The following is a 22,992-nucleotide window of genomic DNA, read 5'->3' as shown; positions in this document are numbered from 1 at the left end:
ACTCAAGGATGCGTCATCGGCCGGGAAGCGTCACATGGCACCGCTGAGCGGGCGCCCGGATACGAGGTGTGGAGCCGGCGGCCCGCTCCGTGCCCCCGTCCGCCGGTCTGCGGAAGGGGCGCGGCCCGGGCCGGTCGTCAGCGGACCAGGCCCCAGCGGAATCCGAGGGCCACCGCGTGGGCGCGGTCCGAGGCCCCGAGCTTCTTGAACAGGCGCCGGGCGTGGGTCTTGACGGTGTCCTCGGAGAGAAACAGCTCACGGCCGATCTCCGCGTTGGAGCGGCCGTGGCTCATGCCTTCGAGGACCTGGATCTCCCGCGCGGTGAGCGTGGGGGCCGCCCCCATCTCGGCGGACCGCAGCCGGCGCGGGGCGAGCCGCCAGGTCGGATCGGCCAGCGCCTGGGTGACGGTGGCCCGCAGCTCGGCGCGCGAGGCGTCCTTGTGCAGATATCCGCGGGCGCCCGCGGCGACCGCGAGAGCGACGCCGTCCAGGTCCTCGGCGACGGTCAGCATGATGATCCGGGCGCCGGGGTCGGCGGAGAGCAGTCGCCGGACCGTCTCCACACCTCCCAGCCCGGGCATGCGTACGTCCATCAGAATCAGATCCGAACGATCGGCACCCCAGCGGCGGAGGACTTCCTCGCCGTTGGCCGCCGTCGTCACGCGCTCGACGCCGGGCACGGTGGCCACCGCGCGACGGAGCGCTTCTCGGGCAAGCGGGGAGTCGTCGCAGACGAGGACGGATGTCATGACCGTCCTCCGCAGCTGATGCGCGTCACCTTGAGCCTCCAGGCTGATACAAGTCGTCACCTGTGCGGTTGACCCCCTCGGACATGTGCCCGAGCCGGATATCCGTCAACCGCATCCGTTCCCTTAACGACGGTCACTCGAAAGAGTTACGGGTCGGGCGGCCGGGTTCGGCACTCTACGTGAAGGGCCGCATACGGAGGAGAACGGCGCGGGTGATTCACCCGTCAACCGAATCTTCACTCGTTGGCATGCCCTTTTTGGCGCTATTTCTTCCCTTTTAGGGGTGTCTGTGGCTAGATTCGCAATCAGTCATATTTACATCTACTAGCACCGTAGATGTACGGTCGAGACTTCGGTCACACCGATCACAGACGGTCCGATCACAGCAGGCCGTCGATCACAGACGGTCGAGGATGCCGCTTCCGACGCAGCACAGCTCCGAGGGGACAAGCAATGGCAGATTTCTCCCGCCTTCCCGGACCCAACGCAGACCTGTGGGACTGGCAGCTGCTCGCCGCCTGCCGAGGCGTGGACAGCTCCCTGTTCTTCCACCCCGAGGGCGAGCGCGGCGCGGCCCGGAGTGCCCGCGAGACCTCCGCCAAGGAGGTCTGCATGCGCTGCCCGGTACGTGCCGAGTGCGCGGCGCACGCCCTGGCCGTGAGGGAGCCCTACGGAGTGTGGGGCGGCCTGACGGAGGACGAGCGCGAGGAGCTGATGGGCCGGGCCAGAACCCGGCTGATCACCGCGGCGCCCACCGCGGGACCGGGCCCCGGCGCCACCTGACACCCGTACGTCGCAACCGATCGCAGAAACGTTTCTTCGTCACCTTCAGCCATCCGGCGCGCAGCCGGCCGCAGCAGGGACGGACCCCTCACCGCCCGCGGGCCGCGGGGCCCGGCGGGCGACGCGGCCCCGCCCGGCCTCAGCGGGCGGCCGTGCGCGACAGCTGGTCCAGGGTGGCCGCCACCGCCGGGACCCGCGCCAGGTCCGGCAGGGTCAGCGCGACGATCTCCCGCTCGATCGCGGGCTCGACCGGCACGGCCCTGGCCCCCTTGGGGCGTACCGACTCGACGGCCAGCTCCGGCAGCACCGCCACCCCGAGCCCGGCTCCGACGAGCCCCATCACCGCCGGGTAGTCGTCCGTGGCGAAGTCGATGCGCGGGGTGAAGCCGGACTCCTCGCAGACCTCGACCAGCTGCCGGCGGCAGCGCGGGCAGCCCGCGATCCACGACTCGCCGGCCAGCTCGCCGATGGACACGCTCGACGCCTCCGCCAGCCGGTGCCCCTCCGGGACCAGGCCGATCAGCCGGTCGGTGAGCAGCGGCCGGACCACCAGGTCGTCCCATTCGCCGCCGGTGCTTCCGTAACGGAACGCCAGCGCGATGTCGCAGTCGCCCTCGCGCAGCAGGTCCACCGAGCGCGGCGGCTCGGCCTCGACGAGCGACACCCGGGTGCCGGGGTGTTCGGCGCGCAGCGCGGCAAGGGCCCCCGGGACCAGGGTGGAGCTGCCGCTGGGGAAGGAGACCAGCCGGACCCGGCCGGCCCGCAGTCCGGCGATGGCGGCGACCTCCTCCTCGGCGGCGGTCAGCCCCGCGAGGATGCCGGAGGCGTGCCGCACCAGCGCCTCACCGGCCTGGGTGAGGCGCATCTCGCGTCCGGTGCGGATCAGCAGCGTGGTGCCCGCGGAGGACTCCAGGGCCTTCATCTGCTGGCTGACGGCGGGCTGGGTGCAGCCGAGTTCGCGGGCTGCGGCGGAGAACGAGCCGGTGGTGGACACGGCGCGCAGGACACGGAGGTGGCGAGCTTCGATCACCTCGCCATCATAAGAAATTCTTGGGGGCTGGGCGAATTCATGAGGGGACCCTTTGGGATCAAGGAGGCTAGCGTGACCGTATGAAGCTGCTGACCGTGAACATCGGACAACCTCGCCCCTCCGCGCAGACCGACGGCCCGGGTGGCGTCACCGGGATCGACAAGCGGCCGGTGGACGGCCCGGTCGAGGTCCTCGACCCCGGGCCCAAGGGCGACGGCGGCAGCGGGCTGGCCGGGGACGCGGTGTGCGACCTGCGCCATCACGGAGGCAGCGACCAGGCGGTCTACGCCTTCGCCCGGGAGGAGCTGGACGCCTGGGAGCGGGAGCTGGGCGGCCGGAAGCTGGCCAACGGGGTGTTCGGCGAGAACTTCACGACCCTCGGCCTCGACGTCAGCGGCGCACGGATCGGCGAGCGCTGGCGGGTGGGGAGGGACCTCGTGCTGGAGGTGACCTCGGGCCGCGTCCCGTGCCGCACCTTCGCCCACCACCTCGGGGAGCGGGGGTGGGTCCGGCGGTTCACGCGGCAGGGCGCCACCGGCGCGTATCTGCGGGTGATCGAGCCGGGATCCGTCCGCGCCGGGGACACCATCGAGATCGTGCACCGCCCGGACCACGAGGTCACCGCCACCCTGCAGTTCCGGGCGGTGACGACCGAACGCACCCTGCTGCCCGCGCTGCTGGCCGCCGGGGAGGCACTGCACCCCGAGGCGCTGCGCAAGGCGCGGGAGTACACCGCCCGACAGGACTGAGACCCGGGCGGAAGGTCCCGTACGGGCGACAGGGCCGAGACCCGGGCGGAGGGTCCCGCACGGAGGGACCGGCCGTCCGGTACGGGGGGAGCGGCGGCCCCGGACCGATGACGCGGCGTCACGCGCCTCGCGAACCGAGGGCGTTGCGGCGGGAACTGGATCGATGCGGGGCGCGTCCACCACCAGTGACCTGTGCCCGAGGAGGAGTCTTCGAGCCGAGCAGCGCGTCTCAGGGGGACGACCATGCCCGACCCGCAGCAGCCCTGGTACACCCCGGGCCCGCCGCAGCAGCCCGTTCCCGGCAACCCGTACGCCTCGGACGGCGGCGGGCCGCAGGGGTTCGGGCCGCCGATCGCGCCGACACCGCCGCCGCGTCGCCGGTTCGGCCGGGGGCCGGTCGTCGCCGCGGTCGTCGCGCTGGTGCTCGTGGTCGTGGCGGGAGGGGTGTACGCGCTCTCCGACCAGTGGCGGGACGAGCCCGCGAAGCCCGTGGCGAAGGAGTCGCCCGGCCCCTCCGGATCGGCGTCCCCGTCCCGTGCCCCCGCGGCGGGCGGGCCGGAGCTGAGCCACATTCCGACGACGAAGGAGGTCGCCGCCGCCCGCAAGCCGGACGAGTCGGCGGCGTGGATCGCCGACGACAGGACCGACCTGCCCCAGCAGATCAACAAGGTCCACGACCTGTGGATCGTCGGTGACACCGCCGTCCAGGCCCTGCACCGGAAGGTCACGGCCTACCGGCTCTCGGACGGCGCCGAGGTCTGGAACGTCGACCTGCCCTCCTCCGTGTGCGAGACACCGGCCAACCCGACGCCCGACGGCAAGGTCGTGGTCTTCCACCACGAGCGGCCGGACAACGAGCGGGGCAACCAGTGCAACCAGATGCGGATGATCGATCTGAGGACCGGGAAGCAGGGCTGGCACAAGGAGCTCGATGAGCCCGGTGACCGGGACAACACGTTCATCGTCTACAGCGCCATCAGCGGCGACGTCCTGTCCGTGGCCCGGAACATGCAGGCCATCACCTACCGGATGGGCGACGGGAGCAAGCTCTACGAGATCCCCCGGGAGAACAAGGACAAGTGCGTCCCCGATGACGTGGCGGGCGGCGTCGCCCGGCTCCTGGTGACCTCCGACTGCATGATCGCCATCGACCGGAGCAAGAACTACGGACAGGTGCGTGAGCTCGACCCGCGTACCGGCAAGGTCCTGTGGCGCTACCGGATGAAGACCGGCTGGAGCTTCGGCAGCCTGATCTCCATGGACCCGGTCGTCTTCACCACCTACAACAACGAGGACACCGCCCGTGACTGGCGGATCACGGTCCTGGACCCCGAAGGCAAGCACCGCACCACCTTCGACGCCCGGGACAAGGGCTTCGAGCACTGCGGCGGCGAGGGGGCCGGCGGAAACATCCAGCCCTGCCGGGGCACCGGGGTCGGCAAGGGCCTCATCATGCTGGGCGGCACCGAACAGGTCGGCGCGTACGACCTGAAGACCGGGAAGTTCCTGTGGGGCATCAAGTCCGAGGAGTTGCGCAGGCTGTATCCGCTGCGCGCGGAGGACGGCAGGTCGATGCTCGTCTACGAGGCCGCCACGTCGAGCCGCCCCGGCCGGACCTTCCTCATGGGCCCGCGCGGCGCCGGCACGGAGAAGGACATCGTGAAGCACCCGGTGGCGACCGCGCCGTGGGAGTACGAGATGTCCATGGGGCACACGGCCTACGTCGACGGGCGGCTCGTCCTCACGTCGACGCACGTGAGCGGCGACGAGGACCGCAAGCCCGTGCGCGAGGCCCGCATGCTGTCCTTCGTCCCCGCCGCGCCCTGACCGCCCCGCCCCACCCCGACGGGAAGTAAGGGGTCGCCCCGGGACGGCACACGCGTCTTCGACCTGCGGATGCGGGCGGGGAGCACGGAGTTCCGGAAGGGCGTGGCGACCCCGACCTGGGGGTTCAACGGCGGCCACCTGGGCCCGACACTACGGGCGGAGCGCGACGACTCCTTCGACGTACTCCAGTTGCGGGCGGCCGAGCGGCTGCGCCCCTCCCCCGCCGTCCCCGCCCGGCTGGCCGAGGACACGGGGCTGGAGCTGCCGGAGGCCGACGGCTCCGTGCGCGGCCGCCACTTCGAGCTGCTCAGGTCGGGCATCGACGGGCGTCCGATGGCGATGGACCGGGTCGACGAGACGGTCACCCGGGGGACGGCGGAGGTCTGGACGCTGCGCAACGGCGGCGACATGACCCACAACTTCCATGTGCACGACGTGCAGTCCCGGGTCCTGGATGTGGACGGGAAGCGGCCGGAGCCGGCCCTGCGGGGCCGCAAGGACACGGTGGCGGCGGCGACGGGCTCGACCGTGCGGATCGCCCTGCGGTTCGACGGGCCGTCCGATCCGGACATCCCGTACCTGTACCACTGCCATCTGCTGTCCCACGAGGACGAGGGGATGACGGGCCAGTTCGTGGTGGTGGAGAAGGGGCAGCGGGCGGGTGAGGTCCCGGATCACGCGGGGCACTAACGTGCCGCGTATGACGACTGCACTGATCACGGGCGCGACGGCGGGCATCGGGGCCGCGTTCGCGCGGCGGCTCGCGGCCCAGGGGCACAACCTGGTGCTGGTGGCGCGGGACACCGCGCGGCTGCGCGAGCAGGCCACCGAACTGCACGACCGGCACGGCATCGAGGCCGAGGTCCTGAGCGCCGACCTGTCCGCGGAGGACGGGATCGAAGCGGTGGAGAAGCGGCTCGCGGACCGCACGCACCCGGTCGATCTGCTGGTCAACAACGCCGGGTTCGGCAACAAGGGCCGCTTCCTGGAAGTGTCGATGGCCGATGAGCTGACGATGCTGAAGGTGCACTGCGAGGCGGTGCTGCGGCTGACCTCGGCGGCCGTCGCCGGGATGAGGGAGCGGGGCCGGGGCGGGGTCGTCAACGTGGCGTCGGTCGCGGCGTTCGTGCCGCGCGGTACGTACGGGGCGTCCAAGGCGTGGGTCGTGCAGTTCACGCAGGGCGCGGCACGGGATCTGGCCGGTTCGGGGGTGCGGCTGATGGTGCTGTGCCCCGGGTTCGTGCGGACGGAGTTCCACGAGCGGGCCGGGATGGGCACGGACAACATCCCGGGCTGGATGTGGCTCGACGCGGACAAGCTGGTGGCGTCCGCGTTGACGGACCTGGCCCGGGGGAAGACGGTGTCGATCCCGGACCCGCGCTACAAGGCGCTGATGGGGCTGGTGAAGGTCGCCCCGCGAGGACTGCTCGGCGGGGTCACGTCGCGGACGGGGCGCAAGTACGGTCCGCAGTAGACCGATCCCCGGCAGCCGGTTCGCGGCAGCCGGGCCGGCCGTCCGGGCCGACCGTCCGGGCCGACCGTCCGGGCGGGACGCTCCTGGCCGGACGCGCCGACTGGCAGTGGGTGGTGTCCGCGGGGTGGTCGGTTGTCGTGAGGCGACCTGAGGTTTGCTGCGACCGACGCGGCGTGGGGTCCGATGCGGCGTGGGGTCCGGCTGCGGCGGTGGCGGCTGTTCGCAGTCGGCCGTTGGGGGCTACAGAATCGTTCCCTTGCGTGTCACGGCTCGCGTCGCGTGCCGAGGAAGCCCGCCACCGTGGACGAACGCGATAGCGATGGACCATGACAGACCCTTTCGCGCTCTGCCCCCTCCCGGTGCCGTGTGCTTTACCGGCGTCTTCGCCTTCTTCGTCTGCGCTCCGCCCCCACGAGGCCCGGGAAACGGTCGCCGATCGAGCTGACCCAGGTCAGGATCCGGAACGGGGAGGACTGGTGACGGGCCCGAATTGATTCCGCTGCTCGGGATCGCGAGGAAGGGACCGGACAAAGCCCTCCTGAACTCCACGGACCTGACCGGAATTCGCAGGGACGTGGATGGCCGACGGTCCTAGGGTGGAAGTCGCCGGCATCGTGGCCGCCGTTCCACCCTCGGCCAGGGCCACACCGGGGCCGGCCGACAGGGGAAGCCGTGCCCAAGGGGACGCGTAACACTCGCCTGGCCGCTCTTCAGCAGGAGGCGCGGTGGACCAACGGGGAGCTGGCCCGGGAGGTCAACCGGCTCGGCACTCTCCATGGCCTGCACCTGACCTACGACCGGACAGCGGTCGCGCACTGGCTGTCCGGGTCACGCCCGCGCCCTCCCGTACCCGCGCTGGTGGCCGAAGTCCTCAGCCGTCGCCTGGGACGGCTGGTGACCTCCGAGTGGACCGGCTTGTCCCCCCGCCGACGCGCGACCCCTTCCTCCATCACACACCCGATCCTCGCACTCGCTGAATTCGCCGTCACTCACGTCGACTTCGGGCGACAAGGCGACCCTGAACGCCTCTTCTCCGGACAGGAGATCGAAAGCGAACTCAGCACAGCGGCGGGGCTCCGGCTACGGAACTCCGACAGCCTCGGCTCGTCCACCGCTCAGCGCCTCGAACACCTCAGCAGTTTCTTCTTCGAGCACGTCCAGCGCTATGGGGGTCTCACGCTCGGAAGCGCCCTTTCACGCTACATAGCCGATGAAACACCTCGCCTTCTCCTCGTGCGCAGCACCGAGACCGACAGACCGGAAGTCCTCACGGCCCTCGCCCGGCTCAGCTACGTCCAAGCCGCCATAGCCGGCGACAGCGGCCGCCCGGGGCTCGCCCAGGGCTACTACCAGCACGCGCTGAGACTTTCCCGACGGGCCGGATCCCGGCCCGACTTCGCCATCACTCTGCGCGCTCTGGCCACCCTGGCGGACAGCGTCGGCGAAAGTGCCCTCGGCCTGAAACTCACCAGCCGCGCCATCGAGATCGCAGGACCGAACGCGGCCCCTGCGGTCCAGAGCTTCCTCCACTCCGGTCGCGCCCTCGCCCTGGCCCGGGCCGGCGACCGCCCCGGGGCGCTCCGCGCCCTCTCCACCGCCGTGCGGGTACATCCGGAGGGCCATCAGGCAACGAGCCCCTTCGACACCTACTCCCTGGCTTCCCTCCAATACCAGCGCGCCCTCGTTCTCGGGGCCCTGGGAGCAGGCCCCGACCACCTCCAGGCTCTTCTCGAATCCCTGAGGACACGACCGGTCGGCCATCACAAGGCCCTGGCCATCACGCACAGCCGGATCGCGCTCGCCCTGCTCCACACAGGGCAGTGGGACCAGGCGCTCCCCCACGCCCACCAGGCCTTCGCCGCCGCACGGGCCGTCTCCTCCGTGCCCACCCACACGAACGTGGCGGAACTGCGCCGGTCCATGGCGGCCTTCCGCCGCCGCATGGGGGCCGGCCCCGGCCCGTGAGGCCCGGCGCGTGCCGAGCGCCCACGGGCCGGGGCCGGTTGCGCGGAGTGCGGTCCTGGGGCTCTCAGGACCAGGTGACGGGCAGTTCCGTCGGCCGGGTGAACAGGTAGGTGTCCGGTTCCCAGGCGATGTCCTCGTGCTTGGCCGCCAGTGCCAGGTCCGGCAGGTGGGTGAAGAGGGTCGAGAGCGCCGTGTGCAGGTAGGTGCGGGCGATGTTGACACCGAGGCAGAAGTGGGGGCCGGTGCCGAAAGTGATGGCCGGGTCCTCCCGTGTGCTGCGGTCGAGGCGGAATCGCTCCGGCTGTTTGTAGTGCTCGGGGTCCCAGGTCGCGGCGACCCAGGGGGTGACGACAGCGTCACCGGCCCGGATGCGCACCCCGTGCAGTTCGGTGTCGGTCAGGGCCATGCGGGGCATGGACGTCATGCCGTTGTGATGCAGTCGCAGCAGTTCGGCCACCGCGGTGGGCCACAGCCCGGGATCGCGCAGTATTCGGGCGAGTTGGTCGCCGTGCCGCAGCAGGGTGTAGACGCCGGTGGTGACCGGGCCGGTCACGGGTTCCGCGGAGGTGACGAACAGGTACATCACCGTGGCGTGCAGGTGCTCCGAGGTGATGACTCCGCGGCGGTGAGAGCGGATCAGCGCCTCGACCGGGTCGCGCGGTTCGCGTTCGTCCTGGTAGTCGGCCCTCTTGGCTTCGATGACCTCGTCGGCGAAGTCGAGCATCCACTGGGTGGACGTGTCGATCTTTGCGGCGGGTGTGGCGTAGTCGACCTGTGAGCGCAGCCGGGGCACGATCTTGCGGCGCTGGCGTGGGGCCACCCGCATGAGGTCGCAGGCCAGGGTCGCCGCGAGAGGGTGTGCGTAGGCGCGGTGGAGGTCCGCGGGATTGGGCCCGTCGCGCAGTGTCGTCGCCAGGTCGGAGGCGGCCAGGGCGACGGCCGGCCGGAGGGCCGTCGCGGCGGCCGAGGTGAAGAACGGCTGGACCACGCGCCGTACGGTGGTGTGCTCGGGCGGGTCGAGGTTGAAGATGCCGCCGGGCACGCTGTTGAAGTCGTCTCCGGCGATGCGCTGACCGCCGGGGCAGGTGAGGTCGCGGGAGAAACCGCGGCTCGATCCGATCGCGGTGATGTCGTCGCGGCGGGTCACCAGCCAGGCGCGGTGGCCGGAGGGGAAGGTCACCGGGGCCACCGGCCGCTCGCGCCGCAGGAGGTCGAACATCTCGGGGGGCAGGCCGTGTCCGCGGGTGGGGAAGGAGTCGGGCCAGGTCAGTTCATCGGGGATCGTCGTTGCCACGGTCGTTCCTCTCATCGGTGAGCACGGACAGGGCGTGGCCCGCCCCGACGGTGAGGCCGGGGACCTGGCCGGCGGCCACTACGTCGTAGAGGGGCACCCTGCGGTGGTAGACGAACAGGGTGCTGGGTCGCGCGAGCATTCCGGCCGCGTCCAGCAGCAGCGGAGCCTCGGCGAAGATGTAGCGGGTGTTGAGCTCGATCTGGGCCGGAGTGGGATCGGAGTCGGTGGAGGTGGCCAGAGCGGTACGGGTCATCGCGTGCACCGCCTCCCGCATCGGAGCTTGCGTGCGGTAGGCGCTCTCGATGCGGGCCCTGCTCTTCTGGTAGCGCGGGTGGGACGCGAAGCGGGTCATCACATGGACCCGCGCGTCCGTGTCGGGCACCCCGCAGTCGGCCAGGGTGCGACGCGCGACGTTGCGCATGTTGTGGATGACGCGCTTGGAGCGCTGGACCGCGTGGCGTGGCTCCTTGCCGGCGGTTATGTAGCGCAGCGCGGATTCGGGCGCTCCCGGGAGGACCACGTGCACGTCGGAGAAGGACGTGGCGGCGCTCTGGCACAGAGCGGCCACGGTCTGCGTGGAGTAGAAGGAGTTGAACGGTGACAGGCCCAGCACCATGGTGCCGTAGCGTTCGGCCAGGCCGCGGCTGTGGAGATCGAGTCCCTCCACCCGGAAGCCGCTGGGTCCTGAGGGATCCTGTTCCGTCGTGCCGTCCGTGTCGTTGATGGATGGTGAGGCTGTACGGAGTCGGTTCATGGAAGTGGCCTTGCTTCTCTCGTCGGTCGGGGCGGAGTGGCGCGCGGGGCGGGAGGAGCGCTCACTCCGGCGGGGCCGCCGCGGGGCCGACCTGCGCGTCGATGATCAGTGCGTGAGGACAGTCGAGGTAGTTCGCCCAGAACGCCTCCCCGTACCTCGCCCGGCCCTCTCCGGAGACGGTCGGGCGGGTCCATGAGACGCGGTCGAATCCGGCGGCCTTGAGCGCCTGCTCGTGCGCTGCCGCGGACCAGCGGAAGAAGTCCAGGTCCAGCACCTCCGGACCGACCCAGGCCCGCAGGTGCCCCGGCGTGCCCTCCTCCGGTGACCGCTGTGCGCTCAGGAGCATGCCGTAGTGCCGGTACCACTGCGGGTCCGTGGAGAACTCGGGGTTGAGGACCGCGGCGACGAACCGTCCGCCCGTGTCGCGCAGCGCTCGCCGCGCCGTCGCGCAGAACCCCTCCAGCTCTTGCCGGCTGGACGCGTAGGGCAGCACGTACACCGCCGTGACCACGTCGAATGATCCGGTGATGTCCGGCAGACCGGCGGCGGGGTCGGCGGCGTTCGCCGCCAGGTACTCCACCCCCAGCGCCTCGCGCTCCTCCCGCCGCCGTGCGTGCTCCACCATGGCGGCGGACTCGTCCATCCCCACCGCACGGGCCGCCCCGGCACGGCGCAGGCGACGGGTGTACAGCCCGCTGCCGCACCCCATGTCGAGCACGTCCCGCCCCACGACGTCACCGACCGCGTTCAGGAAGCTGTACGCCTCGACGTGCTCCCGGAAGGGCATCTCCTCCATGCTGCTCTCGTACGCCGCTACCGCTGTGTCGAACTGGGAATCCACCGTCATCTCCTCGCTCTTGCGTGTCGCCGTGCGCGGTCGGCCGCGGAGGACGCCCGGCAGGGACACGGGGTGTGTCGCTCTTCGTCGTGTGCTCTTCCTGTCGTATCGCCGCGAGGCGACGCGATACGAGTCCGCGAGCGGTCGGAGGCGTGAACGCGTTGAATGCTGATGCGAGGGTGGCGGCCGCGGGTGGCGGTCCGCGGGAACGAGTTGGCTGGTGGGGGGCCACCGGTGTTCCGATGCACCGTGCTCTGGAGATCCGTGCGGTCTCCAGGAAGCCTTTCGGGATCGCTCCGGCCTTGCTCGTCGTCCGCGACCACCTCACCCTTGAGCACCCGGAACGCACTGAGGCCCGGCACCCCCGTGACGGGGGTGCCGGGCCTCAGTCGTACCGAACGGCGTACCGAGCGGTGCGGGCCGTACTAGACGGTGCGGGCCGTACTAGTGGGAGTGGCCGTGGCCGCCGTGACCGGCGTCGGCCTCTTCCTCGGCCGGCTTCTCGACGACCAGGGTCTCGGTCGTGAGCAGCAGCGACGCGATGGACGCGGCGTTCTCCAGGGCGGAGCGGGTGACCTTGACCGGGTCGATGACGCCGGCCTTGACCAGGTCGCCGTACTCGCCGGTGGCGGCGTTGAAGCCCTGGCCCTTGTCGAGCTCGGAGACCTTGGAGGTGATGACGTAACCCTCGAGGCCGGCGTTCTCGGCGATCCAGCGCAGCGGCTCGACGGCGGCGCGGCGGACGACCGCGACACCGGTGGCCTCGTCGCCGGTCTTGCCGAGGTTGCCCTCCAGGACCTTCACCGCGTGGACGAGGGCGGAGCCACCGCCGGAGACGATGCCCTCCTCGACAGCGGCGCGGGTCGCCGAGATGGCGTCCTCGAGGCGGTGCTTCTTCTCCTTGAGCTCCACCTCGGTGGCGGCGCCGACGCGGATGACGCACACGCCGCCGGCCAGCTTCGCGAGGCGCTCCTGGAGCTTCTCGCGGTCCCAGTCGGAGTCCGTGGACTCGATCTCGGCCTTGATCTGGTTGACGCGGCCCTTGACGTCGTCGGAGTTGCCCCCGCCGTCGACGATGGTCGTGTCGTCCTTGGAGACGGTGACGCGACGGGCGGTGCCCAGCACGTCGAGACCGGCGCCGTCGAGCTTGAGGCCGACCTCTTCGGCGATGACGGTCGCACCGGTGAGGGTGGCGATGTCACCGAGCATGGCCTTGCGGCGGTCGCCGAAGCCCGGGGCCTTCACCGCGACGGCGTTGAAGGTGCCGCGGATCTTGTTGACGACGAGGGTGGAGAGCGCCTCGCCCTCGACGTCCTCGGCGATGATCAGGAGCGGCTTGGAGGCGCCGGCCTGGATGACCTTCTCCAGGAGCGGGAGCAGCTCCTGGATGGAGCCGATCTTGCCCTGGTGGATCAGGATGTACGGGTCGTCGAGGACGGCCTCCATACGCTCCTGGTCGGACACCATGTACGGGGACAGGTAGCCCTTGTCGAAGGCCATGCCCTCGGTGAACTCCAGGTCCAGACCGAAGGTGTTGGACTCCTCGACGGTGATGACACCGTCCTTGCCGACCTTGTCCATCGCGTCCGCGATGAGCTCGCCGACCTGGGTGTCCTGCGCGGAGAGCGCGGCCACGGCGGCGATGTCGGACTTGTCGTCGATCGGGCGGGCGGTCGCGAGGAGTTCCTCGGACACGGCCTTGACCGCGGCGTCGATGCCCTTCTTCAGGGCGGCCGGGGAGGCGCCGGCGGCGACGTTGCGCAGACCCTCGCGGACGAGCGCCTGGGCCAGCACGGTCGCGGTGGTGGTGCCGTCACCCGCTACGTCGTTGGTCTTGGTCGCCACCTCCTTGACGAGCTGGGCGCCGAGGTTCTCGTACGGGTCGTCGAGCTCGACCTCACGCGCGATGGTGACACCGTCGTTGGTGATGGTGGGAGCGCCGAACTTCTTGTCGATGACGACGTTGCGGCCCTTGGGGCCGATCGTCACCTTGACCGTGTCGGCAAGCTTGTTGACGCCGCGCTCAAGGGCGCGACGGGCGTCCTCGTCGAACTTCAGAATCTTCGCCATGGGCTGTGTTCCCTCTCAAAATGAACTGCGCCCCTCGCCGCCCGGCTAGTTATTTCGCAGGGGGCCAGGGGCGCAGAACACAAGCAAACGTGGGTGAATTACTTCTCGACGATCGCGAGAACGTCGCGGGCCGAGAGGACGAGGTACTCCTCGCCGTTGTACTTCACCTCGGTGCCGCCGTACTTGCTGTACAGGACGACGTCGCCGGTCTTGACGTCGAGCGGAAGCCGCTCGCCGTTCTCGAAGCGGCCCGGGCCCACGGCGAGGACGACGCCCTCCTGGGGCTTCTCCTTCGCGGTGTCCGGAATGACCAGGCCGGAAGCCGTGGTCTGCTCGGCGTCGAGCGGCTGGACCACAATGCGGTCCTCGAGCGGCTTGATCGCAACCTTGGAGCTGGTGGTCGACACGATCCGGTCTCCCCCTTCGGAGATCTCACGGGGTTTAACAGTCTGTGGGCGGCGACCTGACCGGCCCGTCGTCGCGGGTGCCGGACCTGTCCTGTCGCGCAGAGTGCTGCTGGCACTCTCCAGGGGGGAGTGCCAGCACCGAGACTATGACCGCGATTAGCACTCGGTCAAGCGGAGTGCCAATTCACCACCCTCGCGCCGTCTCGATCGGGGCCCCGTCGGATCACCGTCCGGACAACGTCGGGGTGGAGCGTGACGTTCCGTACGGCGGCACGGGTCAGACGTAGTCCTCCAGCTTCGCCACCGCGTATCCCTTGTCGGTGATGGTCTTCATGACCCGGCGGATCATGTCGGGCATCGAGCCCTTCCAGTCCTCCTCGCCCCGGAAGTGGGTGAGGACGATGTCGCCCGGGTGCAGGTCCCGGTCCCACTCGCGCCACTCCATGTGATCGGGGAAGGCCTCGGAGGACCACAGGGGCACGGCGGTGATCCCGCAGGACTTGGCGACGACGAGGGTGTCGCGGTTGTAGTTGCCGTAGGGCGGGCGGAAGAGGGTGGGCCGCTTCCCGTAGTGCTTGAGGATCTTCTCCTGCTGGCCGCAGACCTCCCGCTTCTGCTCGGCGCGGGAGAGGCCGGGCAGATAGCGGTGGTTGAGCGTGTGGTTGCTGATCGTCACCCCGCGCTTCTGCATCTTCCTGAAGTAGCCGTAGTCGTCGTTGGTGACGTAGTCACTGAGGAACGCGCTGTACGGGATGTCGAGTTCGGTCATCATCCGCAGCAGTTCGGGGTCCTTCTCCGCCCCGTCGTCCATCGTCAGGAAGACGATCTTCTCCTTGGTCGGGACGGTGGTGAAGACGGGCGGCAGCCCGGCGTCGTCCCGGACCTCGAAGCCCTTGCGGGTGGTGACGCGCGGCTTCACCTTCGGCGGCTCGGGGGGCGCGAGCGGGGTCTTGGCGAGTCCCCACTTCTTCGCGGCGACGGCCCGTGCGGCCTGCTTCTTCCTGAGCGCCTCGGCGTAGGTGTCCATGGCGCGGGCGGGCCCGGCCTTCGGAGCGTCCCCGGCCGGCCGGCCTGCGGCGGGCTTCGCGGGCCCGCCGGGAGCTCCCGCTCCGCCGCCGCCCGCCTCCGCCGCGCACCCGGAGGCGACGGCGGCGGCCAGCAGGGCCGCCAGCACGACGGTGCCCGGCCTGTGCCACTTCATGGCTGATTTTTCGTTTTGTCGTACTAGCTGCATGGCGCCGCATCCTGCCAGCCGTCGGCCCGCCTCCCGCCCCGACACCGCGAGCGGACCGGCCCCGTCCCCCGGCCGGCCCACAGCGACCCTCGGCGACGCGGGAAGCGGCACCCCGCGCACCGGCCACAATGGACCGGGTGAACGCGACGACCCCCTCCACCCCGGACGACGACCCCGCCCGCGCCGCCTTCGCGGCGCTGCGCACCCCCGAGGGCGAGCAGCTGCTGGCCGAGCTGCGCGACCACGACCCCACGGACGAGCTGGCCACCGCGACCCGGCTGCGCCGCACGCACCCGGCGGAGCTGGTGTCGGCGGCCCTGGGCCAGGCCCGGCTGCGGCAGCGGGCGGTGGCCAAGTTCGGGGCCGAGGACGCCTACCGGATGTACTTCACGCCCAACGGGGTCGAGCAGGCCACCCGCACCTCGGTCGCCGCCCACCGCGCCGCGCGGTTCGCCGGGCTCGGCGTGCGGAGCGTGGCCGACCTGTGCTGCGGCATCGGCGGCGACGCCCTCGCCCTGGCCCGCGCCGGAATCTCCGTCCTGGCCGTGGACCGCGACCCGCTGACGGCCGAGGTGGCCCGCGCCAACGCCGAGGCGCTCGGCCTGGCGGGCCTGATCGAGGTGCGGTGCGCCGACGTCACGGAGATCGACACCGCCCCGTACGACGCGGTCTTCGTGGACCCGGCACGGCGGGGCGGACGGGGCAGGATCTTCGATCCGGAGGCGTACTCACCGCCGCTGTCCTGGGCGGCGGCCGCCGCGCTGAAGGCCCCGAGGGCGGCGTTGAAGATCGCGCCGGGCGTCCCGCACGAGGCGATCGGCCCGGAGGCGGAGGCCGAGTGGATCTCGGACGGCGGCGACGTGAAGGAGGCGGTGCTCTGGTACGGAGAGGGCTTCGCGCCCGGCGCGTTCCGGGCCACACTGCTGCCCTCCGGGGCGACCCTGACCGCCCCGGCCCCGCTGCCCGCCCCGCCCGTGGGCCCGGTCGGGCGCTATCTGTACGAGCCGGACGGCGCGGTGATCCGGGCGCATCTGGTCGCCGACATCGTGGAACGGTGCGGCGGGCGGCTGGTGGACGAGACGATCGCGTACGTCACGAGCGACACGCGGTACTCCTCGCCGTACGTCTCCGGGTACGAGATCACCGACCGGCTGCCGTTCAACATGAAGAGGCTGAAGGCGCTGCTGCGGGAGCGGGAGGTCGGCGTACTGACCGTCAAGAAGCGCGGTTCGGCGGTCGAGCCGGAGGAGCTGCGTCGCCGGATGAAGCTGAGCGGTCCGCACGCGGCGACGGTGTTCCTGACCCGGGTGGCGGGGGCTCCGACGATGCTGATCGGCCATCCGCTGGGCTGACCCGCCCGGCGGGTCCCAGCAGGACGCGCACCACCCAGCGGCGGTGCGCCAGGGCCGTGACCGCGCCGACCAGCGCGGTCAGCCAGGCCACCATGCCGAGGCCCATCATCAGGGCGACCAGCCCGTACGTCTCCCGGCCGGGCCGCGCGCTCGCGGGCCCGATCACGCAGAGGGCGAGCCCCGCCCCGCCCATGACGAACGACAGCAGCAGCCAGACGAGGCTCGTCCCGGGCATCCGCAGCCGCCGGTCGCGCTCGGGGTCCCGGTCCAGCGCGCCCCAGGCGGTGAGCAGCGGGCGGACCTTCCGGTCCCGCGCGACACCGAGGCAGAAGAAGACGACGGCCGGGATCAGCACCACCGCGCCGATGACCAGGCTGATGAATCCGGCGATGCCGCTGAAGAAGTCGCCCGCCTGCTCGAATATGACGATCCCGGAGCCCACCAGGCTCCAGCCGATCGCGGCGATCCCCGCCCACATCCACAGCAGCCCGAGCCGCCCCGGCCCCACGTGCATCTTCACGAGTTCGGTGAGGACCACCGCCCGGTCGGCGAGCATCGTCTCGCGGTCGGGCCAGGAGCGGATCTCGACGGGCGGCGGAGGCGGCGGGAGCGTGGCACGGCGTGGCATGCGCAGAACCCTACCGACCGGGGTGCGGAATCCGCGCGCGCGTTCGGGCCCGCACGGCCGCGCGCCGGCTCAAGCTCCTGCGACCGCGCCCCGGCTCAAGCTCCTGCGACCGCGCGCCTGTTCAGGCGTCGCGCAGCGCCTGGATGTCCAGCTTGCCCATGCCGAGCATCGCCTTCATGGTCCGGTCCGCCTTCGCCGGGTCCGGGTCGGCCAGCAGGCGCGGCAGCTCGTTCGGCACGATCTGCCAGGAGACCCCGAACCTGTCCTTGAGCCAGCCGCACTGCCCCTCCTCGCCGCCCTCGGAGAGCGCGTCCCAGAACCGGTCCACCTCTGCCTGGTCGGCGCAGTCCACGGAGAGCGAGATCGCTTCGGTGAAGGGGAACTGCGGGCCGCCGTTGAGTCCCAGGTAGTCCTGGCCCGCGAGCCGGAACTCGACGGTGAGCACGGAGCCCGTCTCGCCCGGAGCCGACTCTCCGTAGTGCGTGACGTCCAGGACGCGGGAGTCCCCGCCGAAGATCGCGACGTAGGTCTCGGCCGCCTCCTGGGCCTTGCCGTCGTACCAGAGACAGGGGGTGATCTTCTGCATGGCCTTCTCCTCTTCGGGTCGTCCACGCGTCCGGGCCGGCGGTCCGGACGTCGTGGAAGGTAGACCCGGCCGCCCGCCCGAACTCATCGGACACGCCCCGGCCCCGCCGCCCCCACCCGCACGGGCTCAGCGGGAGGCGGCGTCACCCTCCCGCTCGGCACCCCGGCCCCGCTCCGCGGTCGCCGGCCCGTCGAGGGCCTTCCGCTCCGCCGGGAGCAGGACGTACGCGGCCAGCGCGGCCAGCGCCAGGAGTCCCGCCGCCGCCCAGAACGCGGCCTCGTACCCCGAGGACAGCGCGGCGGGCCCGGTGGAGCCGCCGGTGACCTGGGCGGCGACGGTGACCAGGACCGCGAGGCCGAGCGAGCCGCCGACCTGCCGCGAGCTGTTGAGCAGTCCGGAGGCCATGCCGGTCTCCCCGGGGGCCACGTCGGTCGTCGCGGCCGTGCCGAGCGGGACGAAGCAGAGCCCTATGCCGAAGGAGCAGAGCAGCGACGGGCCGAGGATGGAGACGAGGAAGCCGCCGTCGACCGTGGCGGTCGCCGCGAACCAGGCCATGCCGAGCGCGGCCAGCGTCGCGCCCACCGTCATCAGCCGTCGGAGGCCGAGCACGGCGACCGCGCGGGTGGCGAGGATCGAGCCCGCGACGACGCCCACGCAGAACGGCAGGAACGCGAATCCGGCGGCGGTCGCCCCGAACCCGAGGACCAGCTGCATATGGAGCGAGACGAAGTAGAACGCGCCGAACTGGGCCGAGGCCAGCAGCAGACAGAACAGGTTCGCGGTCAGCACCGGCCGCCCCCGCAGCAGGCCGGGCCGCAGCAGCGGGGAGGCGGTGCGCAGTTCGACGGCGACGAAGGCGGCCAGCAGGATCACCGCGGCGCCGAGGGAGGTGAGCGTGACCGCCGAGCCCCAGCCGTGGTCCGAGGTCCGCACCAGTCCGAGGACCAGCAGCGTCGTCCCGGCCGTGACCAGCAGCGCCCCGGCCACGTCCAGCCGCGCCCCGGCCCGGCGCCCCCCGCCGACCGGTCCGGTGCGCGCGGCGGCGGCCAGCGCGAAGACGACGATCGGCACGTTGACCAGCATCACGGACCGCCAGCCCGTCGCGTCGGTGAGCACCCCGCCCGCCAGCACCCCGACCGCGCCGCCCGCCGCGCCCGCCATGCCCCACAGCCCGAGCGCCCGGGACCGGGCGGGCCCGGCCGGGAAGGCGAGGGTGATCAGGGCGAACGCCACCGGAGCGAGGGCCGCCGCGCCGACGCCCTGGACGGCCCGCGCCGCCACCAGCGATCCGGGCGACCAGGCGAGCCCGCCGGCCAGGCTGGCGAGACCGAAGAGCACCAGGCCCGCCGTCAGGACGCGGCGCGGGCCGGCCAGATCGGCGAGCCGGCCGCCGAGCATGAGGAGTCCGCCGAAGGCGAGGGCGTACGCGTTCACGACCCACAGCAGGCCGTCCCCGCCGAAGCCGAGGTCGCTGCGGATGTCGGGCAGCGCGACGTTCACCACGGACATGTCCAGCGACACCAGGAACTGCACCGTGAGCGCGACCACCAGCAGCCACCGCGCGTGCCGCTCCCCCGCGCCCCCGGCAGCCCCCGGACCCGGCGCGCCCGCCGCCCCGCCTTCGGCCGCTCTTCCCGTCCCGCTCTCTCCCGCGCCGCCCATGACGTCCCCTTCCTCTTCGCGCTTCTCTCGGTCGAGAATTACCATACACGTATAGAAATTGAGCGCCGGAGCGCCGGGAGGGTCCTGCGGCGGACCGGAGCAGACCCCCGGAAGGAGAGAATGCCCAGGTGTCAGGCACCGAGAAGACCGAGAAGGCGAAGAAGATGAAAAATCCGGCGTCGGGCGGCAAACCGGGCACGGCCGGGCGGCCCGCGGGACGGCCCGTGGGCCGGCCCCGCCGACTGGACCCGGAGGTGATGGTCGCCACCGCGCGCCGCATCGTCGAGGAGGAGGGCGTGGCCGCCCTGTCCATGCGACGGGTGGCGAAGGAGCTGGGCAGCACGCCCATGGCGCTCTACCACTACGTGCGGGACAAGGACGAGCTGCTGATGCTCACCCTGTCCGGCACGGCGGCGGCGTTCCCGCGCCCGGAGCTGCCCGAGGACCCGCGCGAGCGGCTGGTGGCGGTGGCCGCGCACATGCACGACATCATCGGCGAGATCCCCTGGGTGCTGGACATCCTGGCGCTGGGCGAGCTGACCGACCGCAACGCCCTGTGGATGGTGGAGGAGATCGTCGACTGCGCGCTCGCCTGCGGCCTCTCCCCGGCCCGCTCGGTGCGGGCGTACCGGACGATCTGGAGTTACGTCTACGGGGACCTGGTCTTCCGCAGGGCGGCGGGCCGCCGGGCGGAGAACCCGTCGCGCCGGGAGTTCTTCCCGGAGATGATCACCGAGCAGGACGCGGCGGAGCTGCCCCGGCTCACCGAGGTCAAGGACCGCTGGCGGGAGTACGCCGCCGACTACGAGACCGTCGAGGAGCTCGACGCGATCGTGGACGGCCTGCTCAGGCGCGGGACGCGGGGCGCGGAGGGCTGACCGGGCCGGAGCCCGAAGGCCTCACCGGCCGGGGCACGAGAGCCTGACCGGGCCGCCGGGGCGCGAGGTCGCGGCGCCCGCCGCCCGGCCCTCGCGCGTTCAGCCCACCGCCTCGAAGCGCCAGCGGTGCACCGCACGGGTGATCAGGGCGGCGTCGGGCTCGGGGAGTTCGGGGAGGTCGTCGCCGTACGAGGCGCCCTTCCACCACGTCATCACCAGCACCCGGTCCTGCGGGGCGCGCAGCAGCTCGCAGCGGTGGGGTTCGCGGGCCAGCTCGGCGGCCCGCGCCCGCGCCCACTCCAGGAGTTCGCCGCCGCGCCCCTCGGTGGCGCGGGCCTCCCACATCAGGACGATGGTCCCGGCGCTCATGAGTACAGGTTGTCCTTGCTGATCTCGTGCACGTGGTCGTGATCGTGCGCGTGGCCATGACCGTGACCGTGCGGGTGTCCGTGACCGTGGTCGGCGCCCGGCACGTGCGGCTCGGTCACCGGCAGCGAGGAGTCCGCGGACAGCTCCAGGTCGGAGGGGCGGCGGTTGCGGGCGACCATCTCCGCGCCGAGCGCCGCGACCATCGCCCCGTTGTCGGTGCAGAGCCCGGGGCGCGGCACCCGCAGCCGGATGCCGGCCCGCTCGCAGCGCTCCTGGGCCAGCGCGCGCAGCCGGGAGTTGGCCGCGACGCCGCCGCCGATCATCAGGTGGTCGACGCCCTCGTCCTTGCAGGCCCGGACCGCCTTGCGGGTGAGCACGTCCACCACGGCCTCCTGGAAGGACGCCGCCACGTCCCGGACCGGCACCTCCTCGCCCGCCGCGCGCTTCGCCTCGATCCAGCGGGCGACGGAGGTCTTGAGCCCGGAGAAGGAGAAGTCGTACGGGGCGTCGCGCGGGCCGGTCAGACCGCGCGGGAACGCGATCGACGCCGGGTCGCCCTCCTTCGCGAGCCGGTCGATGACCGGGCCGCCGGGGAAGCCGAGGTTCAGCACGCGGGCGATCTTGTCGAACGCCTCGCCCGCCGCGTCGTCGATCGTCGCGCCGAGCGGGCGGACGTCGCTGGTGATGTCGGGGGCCAGGAGGAGCGAGGAGTGGCCGCCGCTGACCAGGAGGGCCATCGTCGGCTCGGGCAGCGGGCCGTGCTCCAGCTGGTCGACGCAGATGTGCGAGGCGAGGTGGTTGACGCCGTAGAGCGGCTTGCCGAGCGCGTACGCGTACGCCTTCGCGGCCGAGACGCCGACGAGCAGGGCTCCGGCGAGCCCGGGGCCGGAGGTGACGGCGATCCCGTCGAGGTCGCGGGCGCTGATCCCGGCCTCCTTCAGGGCGCGTTCGATGGTGGGGACCATCGCCTCCAGGTGGGCGCGGGAGGCGATCTCCGGGACGACGCCGCCGAAGCGGGCGTGGGTGTCGACGCTGGAGGCGACGGCGTCGGCGAGCAGGGTCGTGCCGCGCACGATGCCCACGCCGGTCTCGTCGCAGGAGGTCTCGATGCCGAGTACGAGGGGTTCGTCGACAGCCATCATTCAGTCCCGGTCTCTGGTGCGTGCTCGTGCGCTGCTTGCTCGTGCGCTGCTTGCTCGTGCGCTGCTTGCTCTTGCATGGTGAGGCGCATGACCAGGGCGTCGATGTTCCCCGGCTGGTAGTAGCCGCGCCGGAAGCCGATCGGTTCGAAGCCGAAGCGCTCGTACAGCTTCTGCGCCCGGGTGTTGTCGACCCGGACCTCCAGGAGGACCGTGGCGCACTCGAAGTCGGTGGCGGCCTTCAGCAGGTCGGCGAGGAGTTCGGAGCCGAGGCCGGTGCCCCACGCCTCGCGGCTGACCGCGATCGTCTGGACGTCGGCCAGGTCGCCGAGGGCGGCGAGCCCGGCGTAGCCGGTGATCCGCCCGGTGGCGGGGTCCTCGGCGACGACGTAGTGGCGGGTGGCGCCGGGGCCGCGGGCGTGGGCCAGCTCGGACCAGAACATGCCGGGCGACCAGGCGTCGTCAGGGAACAGCGCGTGTTCGAGGTCGAGCACCGGCGCGATGTCCCACCAGCGCATCCCGCGCAGTACGGCGGCGGTGGCGGTGCTCACGTGGGGGTGACCACCTTGTAGTTCTTCGGGACCTGCGCGTCGGGCCTGCGCAGATAGAGCGGCCTGGGCTCCAGGAGCTCCTGTCCGGCGGCGAGGCGTTCGGCGGCGAGCCCGGCGAGCGCCCCGGCGGCGACGTGCTGGGGGCCGCGCGCGTCCGGGAAGGCGTCCGGGTAGAGCACCGCGCCCGCGCCGACCACGGGGAGCCCGGCCAGCGCCCCGGCGATGTCGGCGGGCCGGTCGACGGCAGGTTCGCCCGAACGGGTGCGGGCGTCCTCGTACCGCGCCCAGTAGACCTCCTTGCGGCGCGCGTCGGTCGCCACGGCGAACGGCCCCTGGAGGCCCTCCAGTCCGGCGGCGTACGCGAGGCCGTCCAGGGTGCACAGGCCGTGGACCGGCACGGAGAGGGCGGAGCCGAAGGTGGCGGCGGTGACCAGGCCGACCCGCAGGCCGGTGTACGGGCCGGGGCCGACGCCCACGACCACGTCCGTCACGGCGTCGAGTCCCGTCCCGGCCTCGGCGAGGACCCGGTCGACGGCGGGGAGCAGCAGCTCCCCGTGCCTGCGGGCGTCGACCTGTCCGCAGGAGGCGATGACGGACGTGCCGTCGTGCAGGGCGACGGTGACGGCGGGCGTGGCGGTATCCATGGCGAGCAA

Annotated in this window: 22 protein-coding genes; 8 read left to right on the top strand and 14 right to left on the bottom strand. The window is 72.0% G+C overall.

The annotated features are described in order from the left end of the window. Positions 1-137 precede the first annotated feature (137 nt). Positions 138-749, bottom strand: coding sequence for a response regulator transcription factor (locus tag ACIRJT_RS02395; protein ID WP_003948568.1), 612 nt, complete (start codon positions 747-749; stop codon positions 138-140). Between the two features lie 453 nt (positions 750-1,202). On the opposite strand from ACIRJT_RS02395, the gene ACIRJT_RS02390 reads away from it, so the two are divergent. Further along, positions 1,203-1,532 (top strand): WhiB family transcriptional regulator, encoded by a 330-nt coding sequence (locus ACIRJT_RS02390; protein WP_403903391.1) that lies wholly within the window; start codon positions 1,203-1,205, stop codon positions 1,530-1,532. Between the two features lie 139 nt (positions 1,533-1,671). On the opposite strand, the gene ACIRJT_RS02385 is transcribed toward ACIRJT_RS02390, so the two are convergent. Continuing rightward, positions 1,672-2,562 (bottom strand): LysR family transcriptional regulator, encoded by an 891-nt coding sequence (locus ACIRJT_RS02385; RefSeq protein WP_069756744.1) that lies wholly within the window; start codon positions 2,560-2,562, stop codon positions 1,672-1,674. A gap of 80 nt (positions 2,563-2,642) precedes the next feature. Here ACIRJT_RS02385 and ACIRJT_RS02380 point away from each other — a divergent pair, with 80 nt between their 5' ends. The 5 genes from ACIRJT_RS02380 (at position 2,643) to ACIRJT_RS02360 (ending at position 8,577) form a co-directional block, all read left to right on the top strand. Next, a complete protein-coding gene (locus ACIRJT_RS02380; protein ID WP_403903388.1) occupies positions 2,643-3,311 on the top strand; it encodes an MOSC domain-containing protein in 669 nt (222 codons plus the stop codon). A gap of 243 nt (positions 3,312-3,554) precedes the next feature. After that, positions 3,555-5,138, top strand: coding sequence for a PQQ-binding-like beta-propeller repeat protein (locus ACIRJT_RS02375; RefSeq protein WP_403903385.1), 1,584 nt, complete (start codon positions 3,555-3,557; stop codon positions 5,136-5,138). Positions 5,139-5,240: 102 nt separating this feature from the next. Next, a complete protein-coding gene (locus ACIRJT_RS02370) occupies positions 5,241-5,828 on the top strand; it encodes a multicopper oxidase domain-containing protein (RefSeq protein WP_403903382.1) in 588 nt (195 codons plus the stop codon). A 10-nt stretch (positions 5,829-5,838) separates the two neighbouring features. Continuing rightward, the gene (locus ACIRJT_RS02365; RefSeq protein WP_403903380.1) at positions 5,839-6,612 is read left to right on the top strand and encodes an SDR family NAD(P)-dependent oxidoreductase; all 774 of its coding nucleotides are present in this window, start codon (positions 5,839-5,841) and stop codon (positions 6,610-6,612) included. A gap of 672 nt (positions 6,613-7,284) precedes the next feature. Continuing rightward, entirely contained in the window at positions 7,285-8,577 is a 1,293-nt protein-coding gene (locus ACIRJT_RS02360; RefSeq protein WP_403903378.1) for a hypothetical protein, read from the top strand. Positions 8,578-8,641: 64 nt separating this feature from the next. Here ACIRJT_RS02360 and ACIRJT_RS02355 read toward each other — a convergent pair whose 3' ends face one another. The 6 genes from ACIRJT_RS02355 to ACIRJT_RS02330 all read right to left on the bottom strand — a co-directional run bounded on the left by ACIRJT_RS02355 (position 8,642) and on the right by ACIRJT_RS02330 (position 15,141). Next, complete coding sequence (locus tag ACIRJT_RS02355; protein WP_403903375.1) at positions 8,642-9,871, bottom strand: cytochrome P450; 1,230 nt, start codon at positions 9,869-9,871, stop codon at positions 8,642-8,644. Next, complete coding sequence (locus tag ACIRJT_RS02350) at positions 9,849-10,625, bottom strand: tRNA-dependent cyclodipeptide synthase (RefSeq protein ID WP_403903373.1); 777 nt, start codon at positions 10,623-10,625, stop codon at positions 9,849-9,851. The genes ACIRJT_RS02355 and ACIRJT_RS02350 overlap by 23 nt, the downstream gene beginning before the upstream one ends. Before the next feature lie 61 nt (positions 10,626-10,686). Beyond that, positions 10,687-11,472, bottom strand: a complete 786-nt coding sequence (locus ACIRJT_RS02345) for a class I SAM-dependent methyltransferase (RefSeq protein WP_403903370.1) — start codon at positions 11,470-11,472, stop codon at positions 10,687-10,689. A gap of 435 nt (positions 11,473-11,907) precedes the next feature. Beyond that, positions 11,908-13,533: a chaperonin GroEL gene (gene groL, locus ACIRJT_RS02340; RefSeq protein WP_327220105.1), complete on the bottom strand. Its 1,626-nt coding sequence runs from the start codon at positions 13,531-13,533 to the stop codon at positions 11,908-11,910. Positions 13,534-13,631: 98 nt separating this feature from the next. Continuing rightward, positions 13,632-13,940: a co-chaperone GroES gene (groES, locus tag ACIRJT_RS02335; RefSeq protein ID WP_003966899.1), complete on the bottom strand. Its 309-nt coding sequence runs from the start codon at positions 13,938-13,940 to the stop codon at positions 13,632-13,634. A gap of 277 nt (positions 13,941-14,217) precedes the next feature. After that, entirely contained in the window at positions 14,218-15,141 is a 924-nt protein-coding gene (locus tag ACIRJT_RS02330) for a polysaccharide deacetylase family protein (RefSeq protein ID WP_403903367.1), read from the bottom strand. Between the two features lie 161 nt (positions 15,142-15,302). Between ACIRJT_RS02330 and ACIRJT_RS02325 the strand changes: the two genes are divergently transcribed. After that, on the top strand, positions 15,303-16,526 hold the full coding sequence (locus ACIRJT_RS02325; RefSeq protein ID WP_403903365.1) for a methyltransferase domain-containing protein: 1,224 nt from the start codon (positions 15,303-15,305) through the stop codon (positions 16,524-16,526). A 749-nt stretch (positions 16,527-17,275) separates the two neighbouring features. On the opposite strand, the gene ACIRJT_RS02320 is transcribed toward ACIRJT_RS02325, so the two are convergent. Both ACIRJT_RS02320 and ACIRJT_RS02315 read right to left on the bottom strand, forming a co-directional pair. Further along, on the bottom strand, positions 17,276-17,740 hold the full coding sequence (locus tag ACIRJT_RS02320; protein WP_403903362.1) for a VOC family protein: 465 nt from the start codon (positions 17,738-17,740) through the stop codon (positions 17,276-17,278). 126 nt (positions 17,741-17,866) lie between these two features. Further along, entirely contained in the window at positions 17,867-19,402 is a 1,536-nt protein-coding gene (locus ACIRJT_RS02315; RefSeq protein ID WP_403904423.1) for an MFS transporter, read from the bottom strand. 128 nt (positions 19,403-19,530) lie between these two features. Between ACIRJT_RS02315 and ACIRJT_RS02310 the strand changes: the two genes are divergently transcribed. Next, positions 19,531-20,280, top strand: a complete 750-nt coding sequence (locus ACIRJT_RS02310) for a TetR/AcrR family transcriptional regulator (RefSeq protein ID WP_403903360.1) — start codon at positions 19,531-19,533, stop codon at positions 20,278-20,280. Positions 20,281-20,379: 99 nt separating this feature from the next. Here the strand turns inward: ACIRJT_RS02310 and ACIRJT_RS02305 are convergent, their stop codons facing one another. The 4 genes from ACIRJT_RS02305 to tsaB are packed head-to-tail and all read right to left on the bottom strand — an operon-like array spanning position 20,380 to position 22,983. After that, complete coding sequence (locus ACIRJT_RS02305) at positions 20,380-20,649, bottom strand: hypothetical protein (RefSeq protein ID WP_403903358.1); 270 nt, start codon at positions 20,647-20,649, stop codon at positions 20,380-20,382. Next, positions 20,646-21,788 (bottom strand): tRNA (adenosine(37)-N6)-threonylcarbamoyltransferase complex transferase subunit TsaD, encoded by a 1,143-nt coding sequence (tsaD, locus tag ACIRJT_RS02300; protein WP_403903355.1) that lies wholly within the window; start codon positions 21,786-21,788, stop codon positions 20,646-20,648. Before tsaD ends, ACIRJT_RS02305 begins: the two co-directional genes overlap by 4 nt. Continuing rightward, positions 21,788-22,339 (bottom strand): ribosomal protein S18-alanine N-acetyltransferase, encoded by a 552-nt coding sequence (gene rimI / locus ACIRJT_RS02295; RefSeq protein WP_403903352.1) that lies wholly within the window; start codon positions 22,337-22,339, stop codon positions 21,788-21,790. Before rimI ends, tsaD begins: the two co-directional genes overlap by 1 nt. Then, positions 22,336-22,983 (bottom strand): tRNA (adenosine(37)-N6)-threonylcarbamoyltransferase complex dimerization subunit type 1 TsaB, encoded by a 648-nt coding sequence (gene tsaB, locus ACIRJT_RS02290; RefSeq protein ID WP_403904420.1) that lies wholly within the window; start codon positions 22,981-22,983, stop codon positions 22,336-22,338. The genes rimI and tsaB overlap by 4 nt, the downstream gene beginning before the upstream one ends. Between the last annotated feature and the right edge of the window lie 9 nt (positions 22,984-22,992).

This window comes from Streptomyces sp. NPDC102283 (assembly GCF_044766265.1).
GTDB lineage: Bacteria > Actinomycetota > Actinomycetes > Streptomycetales > Streptomycetaceae > Streptomyces.
Note: the sequence above shows the minus strand (reverse complement) of the source record. Positions and strands in the feature narration are given on the sequence as shown.

Excerpts from the sequence above, each read along its gene's own strand:
- ACIRJT_RS02395 (WP_003948568.1), bottom strand. The coding sequence starts at position 749 with ATGACATCCGTCCTCGTCTGCGACGACTCCCCGCTTGCCCGAGAAGCG.
- ACIRJT_RS02390 (WP_403903391.1), top strand. The coding sequence starts at position 1,203 with ATGGCAGATTTCTCCCGCCTTCCCGGACCCAACGCAGACCTGTGGGAC.
- ACIRJT_RS02380 (WP_403903388.1), top strand. The coding sequence starts at position 2,643 with ATGAAGCTGCTGACCGTGAACATCGGACAACCTCGCCCCTCCGCGCAG.
- ACIRJT_RS02375 (WP_403903385.1), top strand. The coding sequence starts at position 3,555 with ATGCCCGACCCGCAGCAGCCCTGGTACACCCCGGGCCCGCCGCAGCAG.
- ACIRJT_RS02365 (WP_403903380.1), top strand. The coding sequence starts at position 5,839 with ATGACGACTGCACTGATCACGGGCGCGACGGCGGGCATCGGGGCCGCG.
- ACIRJT_RS02350 (WP_403903373.1), bottom strand. The coding sequence starts at position 10,625 with ATGAACCGACTCCGTACAGCCTCACCATCCATCAACGACACGGACGGC.
- ACIRJT_RS02345 (WP_403903370.1), bottom strand. The coding sequence starts at position 11,472 with ATGACGGTGGATTCCCAGTTCGACACAGCGGTAGCGGCGTACGAGAGC.
- groL (WP_327220105.1), bottom strand. The coding sequence starts at position 13,533 with ATGGCGAAGATTCTGAAGTTCGACGAGGACGCCCGTCGCGCCCTTGAG.
- ACIRJT_RS02330 (WP_403903367.1), bottom strand. The coding sequence starts at position 15,141 with ATGAAGTGGCACAGGCCGGGCACCGTCGTGCTGGCGGCCCTGCTGGCC.
- ACIRJT_RS02325 (WP_403903365.1), top strand. The coding sequence starts at position 15,303 with ATGGACCGGGTGAACGCGACGACCCCCTCCACCCCGGACGACGACCCC.
- ACIRJT_RS02320 (WP_403903362.1), bottom strand. The coding sequence starts at position 17,740 with ATGCAGAAGATCACCCCCTGTCTCTGGTACGACGGCAAGGCCCAGGAG.
- ACIRJT_RS02315 (WP_403904423.1), bottom strand. The coding sequence starts at position 19,402 with ATGGGCGGCGCGGGAGAGAGCGGGACGGGAAGAGCGGCCGAAGGCGGG.
- ACIRJT_RS02305 (WP_403903358.1), bottom strand. The coding sequence starts at position 20,649 with ATGAGCGCCGGGACCATCGTCCTGATGTGGGAGGCCCGCGCCACCGAG.
- tsaD (WP_403903355.1), bottom strand. The coding sequence starts at position 21,788 with ATGGCTGTCGACGAACCCCTCGTACTCGGCATCGAGACCTCCTGCGAC.
- tsaB (WP_403904420.1), bottom strand. The coding sequence starts at position 22,983 with ATGGATACCGCCACGCCCGCCGTCACCGTCGCCCTGCACGACGGCACG.